This window comes from Hydrogenophaga crassostreae, assembly GCF_001761385.1.
Classification (GTDB): Bacteria; Pseudomonadota; Gammaproteobacteria; order Burkholderiales; family Burkholderiaceae_C; genus Hydrogenophaga; species Hydrogenophaga crassostreae.
In genome coordinates, this window is the sequence record NZ_CP017476.1 from 1,181,879 (window position 1) to 1,199,221 (window position 17,343).

16 protein-coding genes are annotated in these 17,343 nt (G+C 61.7%); 4 read left to right on the plus strand and 12 right to left on the minus strand.

Translation table 11 applies throughout. The annotated features are described in order from the left end of the window. Nucleotides 1-12: 12 nt before the first annotated feature. From LPB072_RS05590 to LPB072_RS05605, 4 genes are all read right to left on the minus strand, one after another. Nucleotides 13-1,158 (minus strand): aminotransferase class V-fold PLP-dependent enzyme, encoded by a 1,146-nt coding sequence (locus LPB072_RS05590; RefSeq protein ID WP_066088598.1) that lies wholly within the window; start codon nt 1,156-1,158, stop codon nt 13-15. A 145-nt stretch (nt 1,159-1,303) separates the two neighbouring features. Further along, entirely contained in the window at nt 1,304-1,813 is a 510-nt protein-coding gene (gene lspA, locus LPB072_RS05595) for a signal peptidase II (protein ID WP_066088601.1), read from the minus strand. Next, nucleotides 1,813-4,662 (minus strand): isoleucine--tRNA ligase, encoded by a 2,850-nt coding sequence (gene ileS, locus LPB072_RS05600; RefSeq protein WP_407927802.1) that lies wholly within the window; start codon nt 4,660-4,662, stop codon nt 1,813-1,815. The genes lspA and ileS overlap by 1 nt, the downstream gene beginning before the upstream one ends. 214 nt (nt 4,663-4,876) lie before the next feature. Beyond that, the gene (locus tag LPB072_RS05605; RefSeq protein WP_066088607.1) at nt 4,877-5,962 is read right to left on the minus strand and encodes a bifunctional riboflavin kinase/FAD synthetase; all 1,086 of its coding nucleotides are present in this window, start codon (nt 5,960-5,962) and stop codon (nt 4,877-4,879) included. A 143-nt stretch (nt 5,963-6,105) separates the two neighbouring features. Here LPB072_RS05605 and LPB072_RS05610 point away from each other — a divergent pair, with 143 nt between their 5' ends. Next, nucleotides 6,106-6,663 (plus strand): HNH endonuclease, encoded by a 558-nt coding sequence (locus LPB072_RS05610; protein WP_066088610.1) that lies wholly within the window; start codon nt 6,106-6,108, stop codon nt 6,661-6,663. A gap of 115 nt (nt 6,664-6,778) precedes the next feature. On the opposite strand, the gene LPB072_RS05615 is transcribed toward LPB072_RS05610, so the two are convergent. From LPB072_RS05615 to LPB072_RS05625, 3 genes are all read right to left on the minus strand, one after another. After that, on the minus strand, nt 6,779-7,894 hold the full coding sequence (locus LPB072_RS05615) for an acyl-CoA dehydrogenase family protein (protein ID WP_066088613.1): 1,116 nt from the start codon (nt 7,892-7,894) through the stop codon (nt 6,779-6,781). A 12-nt stretch (nt 7,895-7,906) separates the two neighbouring features. Beyond that, nucleotides 7,907-9,088, minus strand: coding sequence for an acyl-CoA dehydrogenase family protein (locus tag LPB072_RS05620; RefSeq protein ID WP_066088616.1), 1,182 nt, complete (start codon nt 9,086-9,088; stop codon nt 7,907-7,909). 74 nt (nt 9,089-9,162) lie between these two features. Continuing rightward, nucleotides 9,163-9,876: a YceH family protein gene (locus LPB072_RS05625; protein ID WP_066088619.1), complete on the minus strand. Its 714-nt coding sequence runs from the start codon at nt 9,874-9,876 to the stop codon at nt 9,163-9,165. Between the two features lie 84 nt (nt 9,877-9,960). On the opposite strand from LPB072_RS05625, the gene purN reads away from it, so the two are divergent. Further along, on the plus strand, nt 9,961-10,497 hold the full coding sequence (gene purN / locus LPB072_RS05630; protein ID WP_066088817.1) for a phosphoribosylglycinamide formyltransferase: 537 nt from the start codon (nt 9,961-9,963) through the stop codon (nt 10,495-10,497). Between the two features lie 7 nt (nt 10,498-10,504). On the opposite strand, the gene LPB072_RS05635 is transcribed toward purN, so the two are convergent. Both LPB072_RS05635 and LPB072_RS05640 read right to left on the minus strand, forming a co-directional pair. Beyond that, nucleotides 10,505-10,732: a DUF3820 family protein gene (locus LPB072_RS05635; RefSeq protein WP_066088622.1), complete on the minus strand. Its 228-nt coding sequence runs from the start codon at nt 10,730-10,732 to the stop codon at nt 10,505-10,507. A gap of 14 nt (nt 10,733-10,746) precedes the next feature. After that, complete coding sequence (locus tag LPB072_RS05640) at nt 10,747-12,366, minus strand: peptide chain release factor 3 (protein WP_066088626.1); 1,620 nt, start codon at nt 12,364-12,366, stop codon at nt 10,747-10,749. A gap of 277 nt (nt 12,367-12,643) precedes the next feature. On the opposite strand from LPB072_RS05640, the gene LPB072_RS05645 reads away from it, so the two are divergent. Together LPB072_RS05645 and LPB072_RS05650 are read left to right on the plus strand one after the other, a co-directional pair. Further along, nucleotides 12,644-13,918, plus strand: a complete 1,275-nt coding sequence (locus tag LPB072_RS05645) for an RsmB/NOP family class I SAM-dependent RNA methyltransferase (protein WP_066088629.1) — start codon at nt 12,644-12,646, stop codon at nt 13,916-13,918. Nucleotides 13,919-14,094: 176 nt separating this feature from the next. Next, entirely contained in the window at nt 14,095-15,297 is a 1,203-nt protein-coding gene (locus tag LPB072_RS05650) for a DesA family fatty acid desaturase (protein ID WP_231943509.1), read from the plus strand. Between the two features lie 299 nt (nt 15,298-15,596). Here LPB072_RS05650 and rpmG read toward each other — a convergent pair whose 3' ends face one another. From rpmG to trxB, 3 genes are all read right to left on the minus strand, one after another. Then, entirely contained in the window at nt 15,597-15,767 is a 171-nt protein-coding gene (gene rpmG / locus LPB072_RS05655; protein ID WP_066088635.1) for a 50S ribosomal protein L33, read from the minus strand. A gap of 12 nt (nt 15,768-15,779) precedes the next feature. Then, the gene (gene rpmB / locus LPB072_RS05660; RefSeq protein ID WP_066088638.1) at nt 15,780-16,013 is read right to left on the minus strand and encodes a 50S ribosomal protein L28; all 234 of its coding nucleotides are present in this window, start codon (nt 16,011-16,013) and stop codon (nt 15,780-15,782) included. Nucleotides 16,014-16,246: 233 nt separating this feature from the next. Continuing rightward, nucleotides 16,247-17,194 (minus strand): thioredoxin-disulfide reductase, encoded by a 948-nt coding sequence (trxB, locus tag LPB072_RS05665; RefSeq protein ID WP_066088641.1) that lies wholly within the window; start codon nt 17,192-17,194, stop codon nt 16,247-16,249. Nucleotides 17,195-17,343 lie beyond the last annotated feature (149 nt).

The following is a 17,343-nucleotide window of genomic DNA, read 5'->3' on the forward strand; positions in this document are numbered from 1 at the left end:
TTTGGCCAGGGGTCAGGCCGTTGCAGTGGCCGGTGCGATTTCGGCCAAGGCGGTTTCCAGGCGGGCAACGGTGGCTGGCACGTCGTGCCATTTGTCCAGCCCAAAAAGGCCGATGCGGAAGGTGCGGAAATCGGCGGGTTCATCGCATTGCAACGGCACACCTGCGGCTGCCTGCAGGCCAACGGCCAGGAATTTCTTGCTCGACTGGATGTCTGGGTCGGTGGTGTAGCTCACGACCACGCCCGGCGCCTGAAAATCTTTGGCGGCCACGCTGGGGAATCCCTTGCGCTCCATCAGGGCTCGGACCCCCTGACCCAATGCCACCTGCTCTTCGCGCACGCGGGCGAAACCATAGGTCTGTGTTTCGAGCATCGTGTCGCGCAGGCGCTGCAGTGCGTCGGTCGGCAAGGTGGCGTGGTAGGCGTGGCCGCCGCTTTCGTAGGTTTCCATGATCTGCAGCCACTTTTTCAGGTCCATCGCGAAGGTGGTGCTTTGGGTGGCGTCAATGGCTTTGCGGGCTCTCTCGCTGAGCATCACCATGGCGCAGCAAGGTGAGCTGCTCCACCCTTTCTGGGGCGCGGAAATCAGGATGTCCACACCGGTGGCCATCATGTCGACCCACATGGCGCCAGAAGCTATGCAGTCGAGCACGAACAACCCGCCCACAGCGTGCACCGCATCGGCCACGGCACTCAGGTAGTCGTCGGGCAGGATCATGCCGGCGGCGGTTTCCACGTGGGGCGCGAAGACCAGGGCTGGCTTCTCTTTCGCGATGGCGGCTTTCACCTCTTCGATGGGCGCGGGTGCCCAGGCTGCTTGAGCGCCCTCTGCGATGCGGCGTGCTTTCAGGACGGTATGGCTGGAGGGGATGGAACCCATGTCAAAAATCTGCGTCCAGCGGTAGCTGAACCAGCCGTTGCGAACCACCATCACGTGCTTGCCCTGGGCAAATTGCCTCGCCACCGATTCCATTCCGAAGGTGCCACTGCCCGGAACCAGCACGGCCGAGTGGGCGCCGTAGACATCTTTGAGCATGCGCGATATGTCGGTCATCACGCCTTGAAAGCGCTTGGACATGTGGTTGAGTGCGCGGTCGGTGTAGACAACCGAGAACTCCAGCAATCCATCGGGGTCGATATGGGGCAGCAATCCGGGCATGGGGGTCTCCAATCAAGGCCAACACGACATTGGCGGTTCGATCAGATTAGCACAGCCAGTTGGTTGACGAGGGGGTCAATAACGGGGCGAAAGCCCCTCGAATTGGGCGCCGGGCGTGGTGGCGGGGGCCTTTGGTCGGGTCGTTTTACCTGCTGCGGCGCACGCGCAGAATTTCGTCAAGAATCAGACATACCGCGCCCACGGTGATGCCCGCATCGGCAACGTTGAAGGCTGGGAAATGCCCGCCATGGAACAGGCCGCTGAGGAAGTTCCAGTGAAAATCCAGCCAGTCGACCACATACCCGTGCACCACGCGGTCGATCACGTTGCCAATGGCACCACCCAGGATACAGGCCAATGCGAAGGCAAACAGTTTTTCACCGCTGTGCGAGCGCAGCATCCAGATGATGAAGACCGCCGCGACCACGCCGATGCCTGTGAACATCCAGCGCTGCCATCCCCCGGCCTGGGCCAGGAAAGAGAAGGCCGCACCGGTGTTGTGCGCGCGCACGATGTTGAAGAACCCGGTCACAAACGTGCTGTCGCCCAGTTGGTAGTTCTGCAGGATCAGAATTTTTGTGAACACATCGGCCATCAAAACCACGGCGGCCAGGGCCAGCCAGGGCCAGAGGCTGCCTTTACGGGACTTGGCCATCAAGCAATGCTCCTGGTTTCACCAGCGCCCCGGCCCTCGGCTTCGGCCAGGTTGCTGACGCAGCGGCCGCAGATGGCGGGGTGGTTCGGGTCGATGCCCACATCGGCGCTGTAGTGCCAGCAGCGATCGCATTTGACCGCCGCGCTTGGCGCCACGGCTATGCCCAGCTGGGCGCCGTTGACCACGGTCACGGCCGAGGTGATCGTGACGAAGCGCAGGTCGTCGCCCAGCGAACGCAGCAGAGCGGCGTCGTCGGCGCCAGCGGTGATGGTCAGGGTGGCCTGTAGTGACGCGCCGACCGTTCCAGCGGCGCGCAAGTCTTCGATGGCCTTGTTGGCCTGGTCGCGAATGGCGCGGATGCGCGCCCATTTGGCCAGCAAGGCCTCATTGGGGGAGGGCAAGGCGGCAAAGGTTTCGAAAAAGATCGAACCCTGGTTGGCCTCGCCGGCCAGGATGGGCCAGGCTTCCTCGGCGGTGAAGCTGAGGAAGGGCGCCATCCAGCGCAGCATCGCATGGGTGATCTGGTGCAGCGCGGTCTGGGCGCTGCGGCGAGCCAGGCTCTTGGGTGCGGTGGTGTAGAGCCGGTCCTTGAGCACGTCGAGGTAGAACGCGCCCAGGTCCTCCGAGCAATACACCTGCAGCTTGCTCACCACGGGGTGGAATTCGTAGATGTCAAAGTGTTTCAACACCTCGGCTTGGAATTCGGCCGCGCGCGCCAGGGCGAAGCGGTCGATCTCCAGCATCTGGTCCAGCGGCACAGCATCAGTGGTGGCGTTGAAATCGCTGATGTTGGCCATCAGGAAGCGCAGGGTGTTGCGGATGCGGCGGTAGCCGTCGACCACGCGGGCGAGGATTTTTTCATCGCCGGCGATATCGCCGGAATAGTCGCTGGCGGCGACCCACATGCGGATGATTTCTGCCCCCAGTTTTTTGTTGACTTCCTGCGGGTCCAGACCGTTCCCGAGCGATTTGCTCATCTTGCGGCCCTGGCTGTCGATCGTGAAACCGTGGGTCAGCAGGCCCTTGTAGGGAGCGCGGCCATAGAGGGCACAGCCCAGCAGCAGCGAACTGTGGAACCAGCCCCGGTGTTGGTCGTGGCCTTCCAGGTACAGGTCGGCCTCGGGGCCGTCGGCGTGGAAGGCGCCGTTGGGGTAGGAGTGGGCATGGCTGCCGCGCAGCACGTGCTGGAACGTGGAGCCGGAGTCGAACCAGACCTCCAGAATGTCGGAGCTCTTGGTGTAGAACGGCGCGTCGTCGGCGCCCAGGATTTCTTCGGCAGTGACGCGGCTCCAGGCTTCGATGCCGCCTTTTTCCACGATCTCGGCCGCCTGGTCGAGGATCTCCATGGTTCGAGGATGCAGCTCGCCGGAATCTATGTGAAGGAAAAAGGGCACGGGCACGCCCCAGCTGCGCTGGCGGGAGATGCACCAGTCGGGCCGGTTGGCGATCATGTCGCGCAGGCGGGCCTGGCCGTTTTCGGGGTAGAAGCTGGTGTGGTCGATGGCGGCCAGCGCCATTTCGCGCAGCGATTTGGGCGCTTTGTCCTTGGTGAACACGCCCTCACCCTCGTCCATGCGGATGAACCACTGGGCAGCGGCGCGGTAGATCACCGGCGTTTTGTGGCGCCAGCAATGCGGGTAGCTGTGGGTGATCGGCTCGGTGGCCATCAAACGACCAGCGGCTTTCAGCGCTTCCAGGATCACCGGCACGGCTTTCCAGATGTGCAGCCCGCCGAACAGCGGAAAGTCGGCCGCGTAGGCGCCATTGCCTTGTACCGGGTTCAGGATGTCGTCGTAGGCCAGGCCATTGGCGATGCAGGAGTTGAAGTCATCCACGCCATAAGCTGGCGCCGAGTGCACGAGCCCGGTGCCGTCGCCGTCGCTCACGTAGTCGGCCAGGTAGACCGGCGAGAGGCGCTGGTAACCGGCGTCCACGTCGTACAGCGGGTGTCGGAAGTTCAGGCCGCCGAGCTTGTCGCCGGTGGTGGTGGCGAGCACCGTGCCTTCCAGACCGAAGCGTTCCAGGCATTTCTCCACCAGCGTCTCAGCCAGCACCAGGCAGCCCATGGGCGTTTCCACCAGCGCATAGTTGAACTCGGGGTGGGCGTTGAGTGCCTGGTTGGCGGGGATGGTCCAGGCGGTGGTGGTCCAGATCACGGCAAAGGCGCTCTTGCCGGCGGGCAGGCCCGCCAGGCCGAAGGCGTTGGCCAGCTGGGCCGCATCGTCGGTCTCGAAGGCCACGTCCAGCGTGTCACTCTTCTTGTCGGCGTATTCAATTTCGAATTCGGCCAGCGACGAGCCGCAATCGAAGCACCAGTAAACCGGCTTCAGGCCGCGGTAGACAAAACCACGCTCGATCACGCGTTTGAAGGCGCGGATTTCACCGGCTTCGTTGGCGAAGTCCATGGTGCGGTAGGGGCGCTCCCAGTCGCCGAGCACGCCCAGGCGCTTGAAGTCTTCGCGCTGCTGGTCGATCTGTTCGGTGGCGTAGGCGCGGCTCTTGGCCTGCATGTCGTCGCGGCTGAGTTTGCGGCCGTGTTTCTTCTCGATTGCGTTCTCGATCGGCAGACCGTGGCAATCCCAGCCGGGGATGTATTGCGCATCAAAGCCCGCCAGTTGCCGGCTCTTGACGATGGTGTCTTTCAGGATCTTGTTGACAGCATGACCCATGTGGATCTGGCCGTTGGCGTAGGGCGGACCGTCGTGCAGCACGAACAGCGGGGCACCTTTCCGGGCCTCGCGCAGGCGCATGTAAAGGCCCTTGTCATTGGCGCTGTCGTTCCAGTCGGCCACCCACGCCGGTTCGCGTTTGGGCAGGTCGCCGCGCATGGGGAACGGCGTGTCCGGCATGTTGAGTGTGGCGCGGTAGGCGTTTGCGCCTTCGGTTTTGCCGCTGGATTTGGTGGGAGCGGCAGATTTTTTTTCGTCGGACATGGGAACAGCTCGTTGGCTCGGTGAGGGCAGCGACTGGCTCAGCCCGAACGGGGAGAGGGAATCAGGAGGGGGTTGAAACCGCTTGCCCTGAGCCAGTCGTGGGGCAGCAAGCGGCGAGCGCTGGGGGGCTCTAAATTCGATCGCGGGTGGTCTGGCGGTGGGTTTGTCCGTAGGCTTGATCGGGCAAGGCCGCAAAGAAAGCGCGCGCGTCGGCGCAGTCTTGGGAGATGCCTCGGGTGAGGGCTTCCAGACTGTCGTATTTCAACTCTTCGTGCAGTTTGTGCAATAGGTCCACGCGGATGATTTTACCGTAGGCCTCGCCGCCGCTCAGGCTTTGCGCCAAGGCTTCCGGCCAGTCAAGGCAATGGGTTTCCAGCAGCACCCGCCCCCCGTTCACGTCGCCCGGGTCCAGCGAAGGGCGCACGCCCAGGTTGGCCACGCCGGGCAATGGACTGCCGTCGGGCATGAGCCCGGTTACTTGCACCGCGAAAATGCCGCTGGCGGCCGGCTTCCAGTGGGAGAAGCGCAGGTTCAGCGTGCGAAAGCCATCACCTGCGCCGGGGTGGCTCTCAGCCAGCTGGCGACCGAGCTTGCGCCCATGCACCACATGGCCGCTGATGCTGTAAGGGCGGCCCAGCAGGGCACCCACGTCGTCCATACGCCCCTCGTTCAAGGCCTCCCGCACGGCCGAGCTCGACACCCGCAACCCGTGCACCTCATAGCTTTGCATGCGCGCCACATCAAAGCCCAGCCGCCCACCCGTTTCGTCCAGCAACTGATAGTCGCCGGTGCGCTTTGCTCCAAATCTGAAGTCGTCGCCCACCAGCAGGTAACGCACGCCCAGCTCGCCGACCAGGGTGTCTTGTATGAATGCCTCAGCCGGTTGATTGGCCAGCTGGGCATTGAACGGCAACACCACGCACTGATCAACCCCGCAGCGTTCCAGCTCCAGGAGCTTGTCACGAAGGGTGGCGATGCGTGCTGGCGCGAGTTCGGGCTTTTGATGCAGAGCGGCGAAGTAGTCGCGCGGATGGGGCTCAAACGTCATCACGCTGCTGGGCACGCCTCGGTGGCGCGCTTCGTTGATCAGCAGCGCGATCATGGCCTGGTGGCCCCGGTGCACCCCATCAAAGTTGCCGATGGTGAGCGCGCAGCCCACCGAAGCGGCCAGCGAATTGTTGGACGCGGAACCCCGCAGGCCTCGGATGATTTTCATGAAAGTGTCAGAGGAGAAGGCCGCCAATCAAGCGGTTTAGCACGTAAGCGCTGTATATTGACACACCAAGCCCGACCCCTCAGTTCAGAGAGGCCAGGCGGGAAGACAGATTGTCCGGTTGTTTCTCAACAGGGAGGTGGGTCTTGAAGGTTTTGAAGTTGTCTGCGCAGGGGCTGCCGCAGTCCTGGATCAGCCTGGAAGAGGCCGTGTTGCATTACGCGGCGGATGAAGTGCGCTGGGAAATGGGCGCCGAAGTGGCCGTGTTTCACGGCGGCCACAACGCGGTCACAGGGCTTCAGTCGGTGATCGCTGTCAATTCCATCATCGGTACCCAGGGGGTGCCCCGCATCAACCCGTTTGACCTGCGCCCTTCGCTCACCAACAGCAAGCTCTTTTCTCGCGACCGCAATGTGTGCGCCTATTGTGGGCAACATTTTCACGAAGACGTGTTGACCCGCGAACACATCCGGCCGGTGGGGCAAAAAGGGCAGGACCACTGGATGAACGTGGTCACGGCCTGCAAATCGTGCAACCACCGCAAAGGCAACCGCACGCCCGAGCAGGCCCACATGCCGCTGATCTACGCGCCCTATGTGCCCAGCCTCTGGGAAGACTTCATCCTGCGCAACCGCCGTATCCTGGCGGACCAGATGGCGTTTTTGATGACGCACCTGCCGAAGAGCTCAAGACTGCACGCCTAACGCCGTTGTCGGCGCACGTGTCCTGGTTCAGGATGCCGCGGAACCGGCTTCGCCGGGCCGCCAGCATCGCCCCCTTGAGGGGGTGACGCCGAAGGCGGCACAGGGGGGCGCCTGGTTAAGCAAATACCCCAGCCGTGTCCTGCATGCGGTTGGATACTTCACCCAGATGGTGCAGCGTGTCGCCAAACGCCATTTCCATCGCTGTCAATTTCTTGAAGTAATGGCTGACGATGTACTCGTCGGTCACGCCAATGCCTCCGTGCAGCTGCACCGCATGCTGGGCCACGAAGCGCATGGAATTGCCTAGTTGTACCTTGGCGCGGGCCATGGCGGCCCGGCGCTCGTTGGTCGGGGCATTGAGCTTCAATGAAGCGTAGTAGCTCATGGAGCGGGCCAGTTCCAGCTGCATCTTCATGTCGGCCACGCGGTGGCGCAGGGCCTGGAAGCTGGAGATGACCACGCCGAATTGCTTGCGGGTGTTCATGTATTCCACGGTGATGGCCAGGGTCTGGTCCATCACGCCCACGGCCTCGGCGCAGGTGGCGGCGATGCCGATGTCAATCGCGTGTTCCAGGGCGGTCTGGCCGTCCAGGGTCACCAGCGTGGCCGGTGCATTCTTGAATGACACCTCTGCGGCGCGACCGCCGTCCTGCGTGCCATAGCCCTTGGCGCCGACACCGCTGGCGCTGCGTTCGACGAGGAACAGGGCCATCTTGCCGTTGGCCAAAGCAGGCACCAGGAAAGCATCGGCCTGGTCGCCCACGGGCACCACGTTTTTGTCGCCAGTGACTGTCCAGCTGTCGCCCGATTGGGCGGCGGTGACCTTGCAACTGTCGGTTTTGTAGCGCGATCCGCGCTCTGTGTGGGCCAGCACCACGAGCGCTTCACCTGAGGCCACCTTGCCGCACCACTCGGCTTTCACGGCGTCGGGCGCGTAGCCGGCCAGCACGGCACCGCTGATCAGCGCCTGAGCCAAGGGCTCCAGCACAATGCCGCGGCCCAGCTCTTGCATCGTGACCATGCCCTCGACCGGGCCCATGCCCATGCCGCCGAGGTCCTCGGGCACGTACAGGCCGGTCAGGCCCAGTTCAGCCAACTCGTTGTAGGCCTTGCGGTCAAAACCGCCGGCCGACACGATGCCGCGACGGCGTTCGAAGTCGTAGCCCTTTTCAACCCATTTGCCGCAGGCGTCGCGCAATTGTTCCTGGTCGTCAGAAAAATCGAAGTCCATTTTTAAATCCCTTTAGCCAAGAACCGTCTGAGCGACGATGTTGCGTTGCACTTCATTGCTGCCACCGTAGATGGTGGTCTTGCGCATGTTGAAGAAGGTGGAGGCGAGGGGTGCGTTGGCGGTAATACCACCGGGGTAGTCGCCTTGCCAGCCGGCTTCCATGGCCTCTTCAATAAAGGGCAGGGCAAACGGGCCAGCGGCCAGCATCATCAGTTCGCTGTAGCGCTGCTGAATCTCGCTGCCCTTGATCTTGAGAAGACCGGCGATATCGAGCGAATTTTTGCCCGACTTTTCGGCGCTCAAGACTCGCAGCACCAGCATTTCCAGTGCCACCACGTCCACTTCGAGCAACGCGATCTGGTCGCGGAAGCGCGTGTCGTCCCATACGCCTTCGGCCTTGGCGATGCGTTTCAGGCGTTCCAGTTCGCGCTTGGCGCGGTTCACATCGGCGATGTTGGTGCGCTCATGGCTCAACAGGTGCTTGGCGTAGGTCCAGCCCTTGTTTTCTTCGCCTATCAGGTTGTTGGCCGGCACCTTGACGTTGTCGAACCAGACTTCATTGACCTCGCATTCGCCGTCGAGCAACTTGATCGGGCGAACGGTGACGCCCGGTGTCTTCATGTCGATCAACAGGAAGCTGATGCCCGTCTGTGGCTTGCCTTCGCTGCTGGTGCGCACCAGGCAGAAAATCCACTCGCCGTACTGGCCCAGGGTGGTCCATGTTTTCTGACCGTTGACGACGAAATGGTCGCCTTCGCGCTCGGCCTTGCACTTCACCGAAGCCAGATCGGAGCCGGAACCCGGCTCGCTGTAGCCCTGGCTCCACCAGACTTCGCCGCTGGCGATGCCGGGCAGGAAGCGCTCTTGCTGCTCCTTGTTGCCGAAGGCCATGATCACCGGGGCGACCATCACGGGGCCAAACGGCACCACGCGCGGCGCACCAGCCAGGGCGCATTCTTCTTCAAAGAGGTGCTTTTGCACCGCGGTCCAGCCCGGGCCGCCGAATTCTTTGGGCCAGCCGTGGCCCAGCCAGCCTTTTTTGCCGAGGATCTTGGCCCAGCGCTGCATGTCGTCGCGCGTGAGGCGCAGGGCGTTGTGCACTTTGTGGGCGAGGTCTTCGGGCAAGTTGCCCTTGACCCAAGCACGAATCTCTTCGCGAAACGCCTGTTCTTCGGGCGTGAATGCCAAATCCATGGGGAGTCTCCTGGTTTGAGGGGTCGACAGGTTGTTCGTCGACGTTCCTGACCAGTTTCGCACGACCGTTCGTTTTATGCCTGTCCGGGCTGTGACAGACCGAGTTGCTCGTTCAGGTTCTGCAACTGATCCGCCATCACGGCGACCTGCTCTTCCAGGGCGGCCAACCGCCGCGTGAGTTGGATCACATCGTCTTCTGTGGCGCTGCTGCCAGCGCTGGTCACCGCGCCCTGGGTTTGCGTCAAGTCCACAGGGCCACACAGCAAATGCGCCCATCTTTGTTCGCGTGCCCCGGGTGCCCGGGGCAGCTTGATCACCAGCGGTCCGCCTTTTTCGGTCGGGCGGTCTTGCATTTCCTCCAGAAAAGCGTCGACCGAGGCGATGTCGAGAAACCTGTACCAGCGCTCGGTGTTGAGCCGCAGTTCGCCCGCCGTTTGCGGGCCGCGCAGCGTCAGCATGCCGAGCAACACGGCCGATTGCTCGGGCACGCCCATGGCGCGCAAGAAGTTGTGTTCATACCGCGGTACCCGGCCGCCGCTGCTTTCGAAGATCAGGTTGAGTTGGCGCAACCCGTCAAGCGCTTCGATCAGCAAGGCGTCGGCCACTTGCATGACGGGTTCCCGGCTCGATTTCTGATTGCAGCCGCTGGACAGCGCGTTCAGCGTGAGCGGGTAGCTGTCGGGCACGGTGCGCGCTTTTTCCATCAAGGTACCCAACACCCGAGCTTCAATTGGGGTGAAAGGGCGTTCGGCAATGTTGTGGCGGTGTGGGGCGGTATCGAGGGTCATTACACTTCGGGGCTTAGGACAGGTTTGGACGTTGGCGTGAAGCAAAAAAACATTGTGATTCTGATCTCGGGCGGTGGCTCGAACATGGCGGCCATCGTTGAGGCCTCGCGTCGCCGGGACTGGCACGAGAAGCATGGCGCGCAAGTGGTTGCCGTGATCAGCAACAAGGCCGAAGCGCCTGGCTTGGCGTGGGCCAAGGCACAAGGCCTGACCACCTTCGCGCTGGACCACAAAACATTTGCTTCACGCGAAGCCTTTGATGCCTCGATGATGGCCCAGATTGACAGCTTTGAGCCAGCTTTGGTGGTGCTGGCGGGGTTTATGCGGATTCTCACCCCGGGTTTTGTCGATCATTTCGCGGGCCGGCTGATCAATATTCACCCCAGCTTGCTGCCTGCTTTTGCCGGCCTGAATACCCATCAGAGAGCGATTGATGCAGGCTGCAAATTCGCTGGTTGCACCGTTCACCGAGTGACCAGCGAACTCGATCACGGTGACATCCTTGACCAGGCGGTCGTTCCCGTGTTGCGTGGCGACACAGCCGAGTCACTGGCCGAGCGGGTGCTCACGCAAGAACACCGGATCTTTCCGGGCACGGTCGAGCGGTTGGTCGCCGCCTGAGGGCGTCTCAGTTGCCCTGCCTGTGGCGCTCACGCAGGGGTGTCAGCAGGTCTTCCAAACCGTTGTGGTCGATCTCGTGCATCAGCGCCACCAGTTTGCCCAACTCTCCATTGGGAAAGCCCTCGCGGGCGAACCAGTTGAGGTAGTTGCCTGGCAGATCGGCGATGGCGCGGCCCTTGTATTTTCCAAAGGGCATCTCGACGGTGAACAGGCGCTCCAGATGTTCCGGCGACATCGCAACTCCTGGGCTTAGACGCCGGTGTGGAAGACCAGGCCCGCGTGTTCGCGCATGGCGTGGAACTTGATCTTGGGCCAGTTGGCCTCCACGGCCCGCAGCGTGGCGGCATGGTCGACCAGCAACGTGGGCGCGTCCACTGCGTCCAGCGCCACCCGATGGCTGTTGGCATCAATGAACTTCTTGAGCTCGATCTCGCCGCCATCCTCGGGCGCGCAAGTCACCCAGCGCGCCACCTGATAGGGGCTGCCCATGATGCGGGCCTTGACGCCGTATTCGTGCTCCAGGCGGTGTGCCACCACTTCGAACTGCAGTTGGCCCACGGCGCCCAGCAGCAGCACCGAGCCAGCCACGGGGCGGAACACCTGGATCGCGCCTTCTTCGCCGAGCTGGGTCAGGCCTGCGCGCAGTTGCTTGGTGCGCAAAGGATCGGCCACTTCCACGCTACGGATGATCTCCGGGGCGAAAAAGGGCAGGCCGGTGAACTGAAGATTCTCGCCTTCGGTGAGCGTGTCGCCCAACTGCAGTACGCCGTGGTTCGGAATACCGATGATGTCGCCAGCAAAGGCCTCGTCCAGCAACTCGCGGCGCTGCGACAGAAATGACACCACGGTGTTGGGCCGCAGGTCTTTGCCTGAGCGCACCACCTTGATCTTCATGCCGCGCTGGAAATGACCGCTGGCCAGGCGTACAAAGGCGATGCGGTCCCGGTGGGCCGGATCCATGTTGGCCTGAATCTTGAAGACCACACCCGTGAACTTGGGCTCTTCAGGCTTCACCACGCGCTGCATCGCTGGCCGGTCGCCGGGTGGCGGCGCCAGGTCGACCAGCGCGTCCAGCACTTCGCGCACGCCAAAATTGTTGACGGCCGAGCCGAACAGCATGGGCGTCTGGCGCCCGGCCAGGAATTCTTCTTTGTCGAACGCGGTGGATGCACCCGCCACCAGCTCCAGTTCTTCCTTGGCCTGCTCAAAATCGCTGCCAAAGCGCTTCACGCTCTCGGGGTTGTCCAGGCCGATCAGCGCTTCTTCTTCGCCTCCGCGGCGGTCTTCGCCCGCGCTGAACACCCGCATCTGGTCGGTGCGGCGATCGAACACGCCGCGAAACGTCTTGCCCATGCCCACCGGCCAGGTGAATGGCACCACTGTCATGCCCAGCTCGCGCTCGATTTCGTCCATCAGGTCCAGCGGCGACTGCACTTCGCGGTCCATCTTGTTCACGAAAGTGAGGATGGGCGTATTGCGGGCGCGGCACACCTGCAGCAGGCGCCGGGTTTGGGGCTCCACCCCGTTGCCCGCATCGATCACCATCAAGGCGGCATCGACGGCGGTCAAGACGCGGTAAGTGTCTTCAGAGAAGTCCTGGTGACCGGGCGTGTCAAGCAGGTTGATCACACAGTCGCGGTATTCCATCTGCATGACCGACGATGCGACCGAAATGCCGCGCTGCTTCTCGATCTCCATCCAGTCGGAGGTCGCATGGCGCGCCGCTTTGCGGGCCTTTACGCTGCCGGCGATGTTGATGGCACCCGAGAAAAGCAACAGCTTTTCCGTGAGCGTGGTTTTACCCGCATCGGGGTGGGAAATGATGGCGAAGGTGCGCCGACGGCGCACCTGTTTGGCAATTTCGGACATAACCCGGGATTATCTCACTCACCCCTGGATACAGCCCGCCCCTTGCGCCGCTTCGCGTCTTGCCTCTAGGGGGGGCGAGACCAGTGCCCCGGCCAAGCCGCCTGCACGGTGTCCGCACGAACATGCATCGCGTTCCGGAAAAACGCTCGGAGCGAGATGCCTGCCAGCCAGGATGCCGCGGAACCGGCTTCGCCGGGCCGCCAGCATCGCCCCCTGGGGGGGTGACACCGCAGGTGGTGCGGGGGGGGAACCGGTCCAGGGGGGTGACAATACGCCCATGCACCCAAAAGCTCTTCTGGACGAATGCGCCAGCCTCATGGAACAGGTTTTTAAGTTCGATCACCCGGCGGATGCCGTGGTGTCGCGCTATTTCCGCGAGCACCGATCGCTCGGGCCGCGCGAGCGCGCCACCTTGTCTGACACGGTTTATGCCGCTTTGCGCGAGCGGCTCAAGTTTGAGTGGTTTGCCCGCTCGGGCAGCGGCTCCAAGTGGCGCAAGTTGTCGATCCTTGGATTTCCCGGTGATCGTGACTTCTTGAAAAGCGCCCTGACTGATCAGGAAAAAACCTGGCTCGACCATTGCCTGAACGCTTCCGACAACGAATTGATGGCGCCCCATCGCCACAACCTGCCCGAATGGCTGGCAACGGCTTTGCGGGATCAGCTGGGGGAAGAGTTTGACGCGCTGGTGGCCAGCCTGAACAAGATGGCCGCCCTGGATCTGCGCGTGAATCTGGTGAAGAAGAAGCGCGAAGCCGTTTTGGCCGACTTGCGGCAAGCCGGCCTGGAGTGCGAACCCACGCCGTATTCGCCTCTGGGCATCCGGTTGAAGGGCAAGCCTTCGTTGGCCAAGCTGCCTTCCTTTGTGCAGGGTGACGTTGAGGTGCAAGACGAAGGCTCACAGTTGCTGGCGTTGTTGATGGACGCCAAGCGCGGAGAAATGGTGGTCGACTTTTGTGCCGGCGCGGGCGGCAAGACGTTGGCCATGGGCGCGGCCATGCGCAACAGCGGGCGCCTCTATGCGTTCGACACCTCGGCTCACCGGCTGGATGCACTCAAGCCACGTCTGGCCCGCAGTGGCTTGTCCAACGTGCACCCGGTGGCCATTGCCCACGAGCGCGACGATCGCATCAAGCGCCTGGCCGGCAAGATCGATCGGGTGCTGGTCGACGCACCCTGTTCGGGTTTGGGAACCTTGCGGCGCAGTCCTGATCTCAAGTGGCGTCAGACACCGGCCTCGGTGGCCGCACTCGCCGAACTGCAGGCCGCGATTTTGAACAGCGCTGCGCGCCTGCTCAAGCCGGGTGGACGTTTGGTGTATGCCACCTGCAGCCCGCTGCCGCAAGAGGACGAAGCCATCGTGACAGCTTTTGGTGAAGCCCACCCCGAATTTGAACCGATGGATGTGTTTGACTTGCTGGGCAGCGTGCAAGTGGGGCAGGCCGAGGCCCTGGTGGCGGGGGCTGAGGGGCAGCGGAGCCTGCGTTTGTGGCCCCATCGACACGGTACAGACGGGTTTTTTGCCGCGGTTTGGCAGAAAAAGGCCGGATAAGGCCGGGAAATGTCCTGAATTTCACCTACATGGTTGTTTGCCAGGGCGCCATCATGATGCTCCGTATAGGTGAATTGGGCCCCTCGCCTTAAAATGTCGTGTTGCCCGGGTCGCATTGGCGTGGCTTGGGCTGGCTGAATAGTAGGAACTTCATGATTGCAAGCGATACCCTGACGATGTCCGACCTCTGGTTTGGAGTCGTGCAGTTTTTGTCTGATGGCCTGACCGGCGCCTCCTGGTGGCAAATCATTTTGGCCACCCTGGCGCTTACCCACGTGACCATCGCCGGTGTGACCATTTACCTGCACCGCCACCAGGCTCACCGCTCGCTGGATTTGCATCCCATTGCTTCGCATTTTTTCCGTTTCTGGATGTGGCTGACCACAGGGCAGGTGACCAAAGAGTGGGCCGCGATTCACCGCAAGCACCACGCCAAGTGTGAGCAAGCTGAAGATCCGCACAGCCCTCACGTACATGGCATTAAAACGGTGCTGCTGACCGGTGCCGAGCTGTATCGCAAAGAGTCCAAGAATCTGGAAACCATGGCGCGCTATGGCCATGGCACACCGAACGACTGGATCGAGCGAAATCTCTACACCCGTTTTTCCTGGCAAGGCGTAGGCCTGATGATGATCATCGACGTGGCTTTGTTTGGCGCGGCCGGTTTGACGGTTTGGGCTGTTCAAATGGCCTGGATCCCGATCACTGCCGCTGGCATCATCAACGGAGCTGCCCACTATTGGGGCTACCGCAATTTTGAAGCCGCCGACGCCAGCACCAACATTTCCCCCTGGGGCATTCTGATCGGCGGCGAGGAGCTGCACAACAACCACCACACCTACCCAACCTCGGCAAAGCTCTCGGTCAAGCCCTACGAATTTGACATCGGGTGGATGTACATCCGCATGATGGAAATGGTCGGTTTGGCCACGGTGAAGAAGACACCGCCGAAACTGGCCTTTGGCGATGTGCGCCCGGTGGCGGATGAAAAAACGCTGGAAGCCCTGATCGCACACCGCTATGAAGTGATGGCCGGTTATGCGCGCGAGATGCGGGCAGCCTGCAAGCGCGAGATGGATGTCTTGCAAGCCTGTAGCGCCGATGTGCGCGTGATGGCCACGGCGCGCCGCTGGTTGCACAGGGACGATGAAAAAGTCCCCGCAAGTGTGAAGCCGCAATTGGCACAGGCCAGGGCGGAGCATCCGGTGCTCGACAAAATGGTGACGATGCGCGAAGAGTTGCGGGCACTTTGGTCCAGCAGCCACGCCACGCGCGAGCAATTGGCGGTTGATCTGCAGGCTTGGTGCCGCCGCGCCGAAGAGAGCGGCATTGCCGCGCTGCGTGATTTTTCTATCCAGTTGCGTTCAGCGCGAGCCTGAATCTGGCTCACCCATGTGCCGCACCTTTGGTGCGTCACCCCCTCAAGGAAGGACAGCGCTGGCGGATCCGGATCGGCGGCGTTCACGGTTAGGTCCTCTCTTTGATTGAATCCCATGGGCTCGCCTTTGCGCGAGCCCATTTGCTTTCCGGGTATGTGCGTTTTTTGAGCGACCACTTGCGGACGCTTTGAACCGTTGAAAGTAAAGCGTGCAGGGCAGCGAGCGACTCGATCGGATTTGATTCAGGCAACAAAAAAACCCGCTGGATCTCAGCGGGTTTTTTGTTGGAGATTTCTGAATTACTTCAGCTTGATCTCTTTGTAGTCCACGTGCTTGCGCGCTTTTGGATCAAATTTCTTGATCAGCATCTTGTCCGGCGTGGTCTTTTTGTTTTTGGTCGTGGTGTAGAAGTGGCCGGTTCCAGCAGTGGATTCCAGCTTGATCTTCTCGCGCGTGCCTTTGGTTGCCATGGTGTGTGCTCCTTATGCCTGGCCACGTGAGCGCAGATCTGCGAGCACGGCTTCGATGCCATTTTTGTCGATCAAACGCAGTGCAGCGCTCGAAACGCGCAGGCGCACCCAACGGTTCTCGGCTTCGACCCAGAAACGGCGGTATTGCAGGTTCGGCAGGAACCGGCGCTTGGTTTTGTTGTTGGCGTGGGAAACATTGTTTCCGACCATGGGCTTCTTGCCCGTTACGTCGCAGACGCGTGCCATGTGGACACTCCGATACTTGATTCACAGCCAGTTCACAAGATTCAAGGGGCTTGATGCCCGTTGGTGCCTGTTTGCCAGCCTCACCTCGCCAAAAAAAGGGTGGCGGTAACCCTGGAGAATCTTTGCGCCATCTCGGCCCCTGACGGGCACGCAATCGCAGCAAAGCCTTGGATTATAGCGCGGGCAGCTATCCTGTTGGGGGAAATCCAATCGGACAGCGTGCGCGCGCTTATTCAGGCTTCGTTTTGTTCCAGGAAACGCTGCGCGTCCAATGCGGCCATGCAGCCAGTGCCGGCACTGGTGATGGCTTGCCGGTACACGTGGTCTTGCACGTCGCCTGCCGCGAACACACCGGGCACGCTGGTCATGGTGGCCATGCCTTTCAAGCCACTTTGCGTGACGATGTAGCCGTCTTTCATCTCCAGCTGGCCTTTGAAAATGTCGGTGTTGGGCTGGTGGCCGATGGCGATGAAACAGCCTTTGAGGGGGATATCCTCCGTTGTGCCGGTCTGCACATTCTTCAGGCGCATGCCCGTCACGCCCGACTGATCGCCCAGCACTTCTTCCAGTGTGCTGTGCAACTTCAGTTCAATTTTGCCTGCGGCCACTTTTTCCATCAGTTTGTCCACAAGGATGGCTTCGGCCTTGAAGGTGTCGCGGCGGTGCACGAGGTACACCTTGCTGGCGATGTTGGACAAATACAAAGCCTCTTCGACGGCGGTATTGCCGCCTCCGACCACGCTGCAAATTTCATTGCGGTAGAAGAATCCGTCGCAGGTGGCGCAAGCCGAGACGCCTTTGCCCATGAAGGCTTCTTCGGAAGGCAGGCCAATGTATTTGGCCGAGGCACCGGTGCAGAGAATCAGCGCGTCGCAGCTGTATTGCCCGCTGTCCCCGGTCAAAACAAATGGGCGTTTGGAGAAGTCAACCGTGTTGATGTGGTCGAACACGATCTCGGTGTTGAAGCGTTCGGCGTGGGCCTGAAAGCGCTGCATCAGCTCAGGTCCCTGCACACCATCGACATCGGCCGGCCAGTTGTCGACGTCGGTGGTGGTCATCAGTTGGCCGCCCTGGGCAATGCCGGTGATCAGGAGAGGCTTCAAGTTGGCTCTGGCGGCATAGACTGCAGCGGTATAGCCTGCAGGGCCGGAGCCCAGGATAAGTACTTTGGTATGCTTCATGGGGAAATTTTCGATGCCAATCGTTTGGCAAGTGGTTTAGAGTAGGCGCGTTTGTATGTGCAGCCACTGGTCACACTGGTTGGAGGCGACTGTCTGGTGTGCGTTTGGGTTCATTGTATGAAAGAGCGCGGCAGCAGCGGCGCGATCTG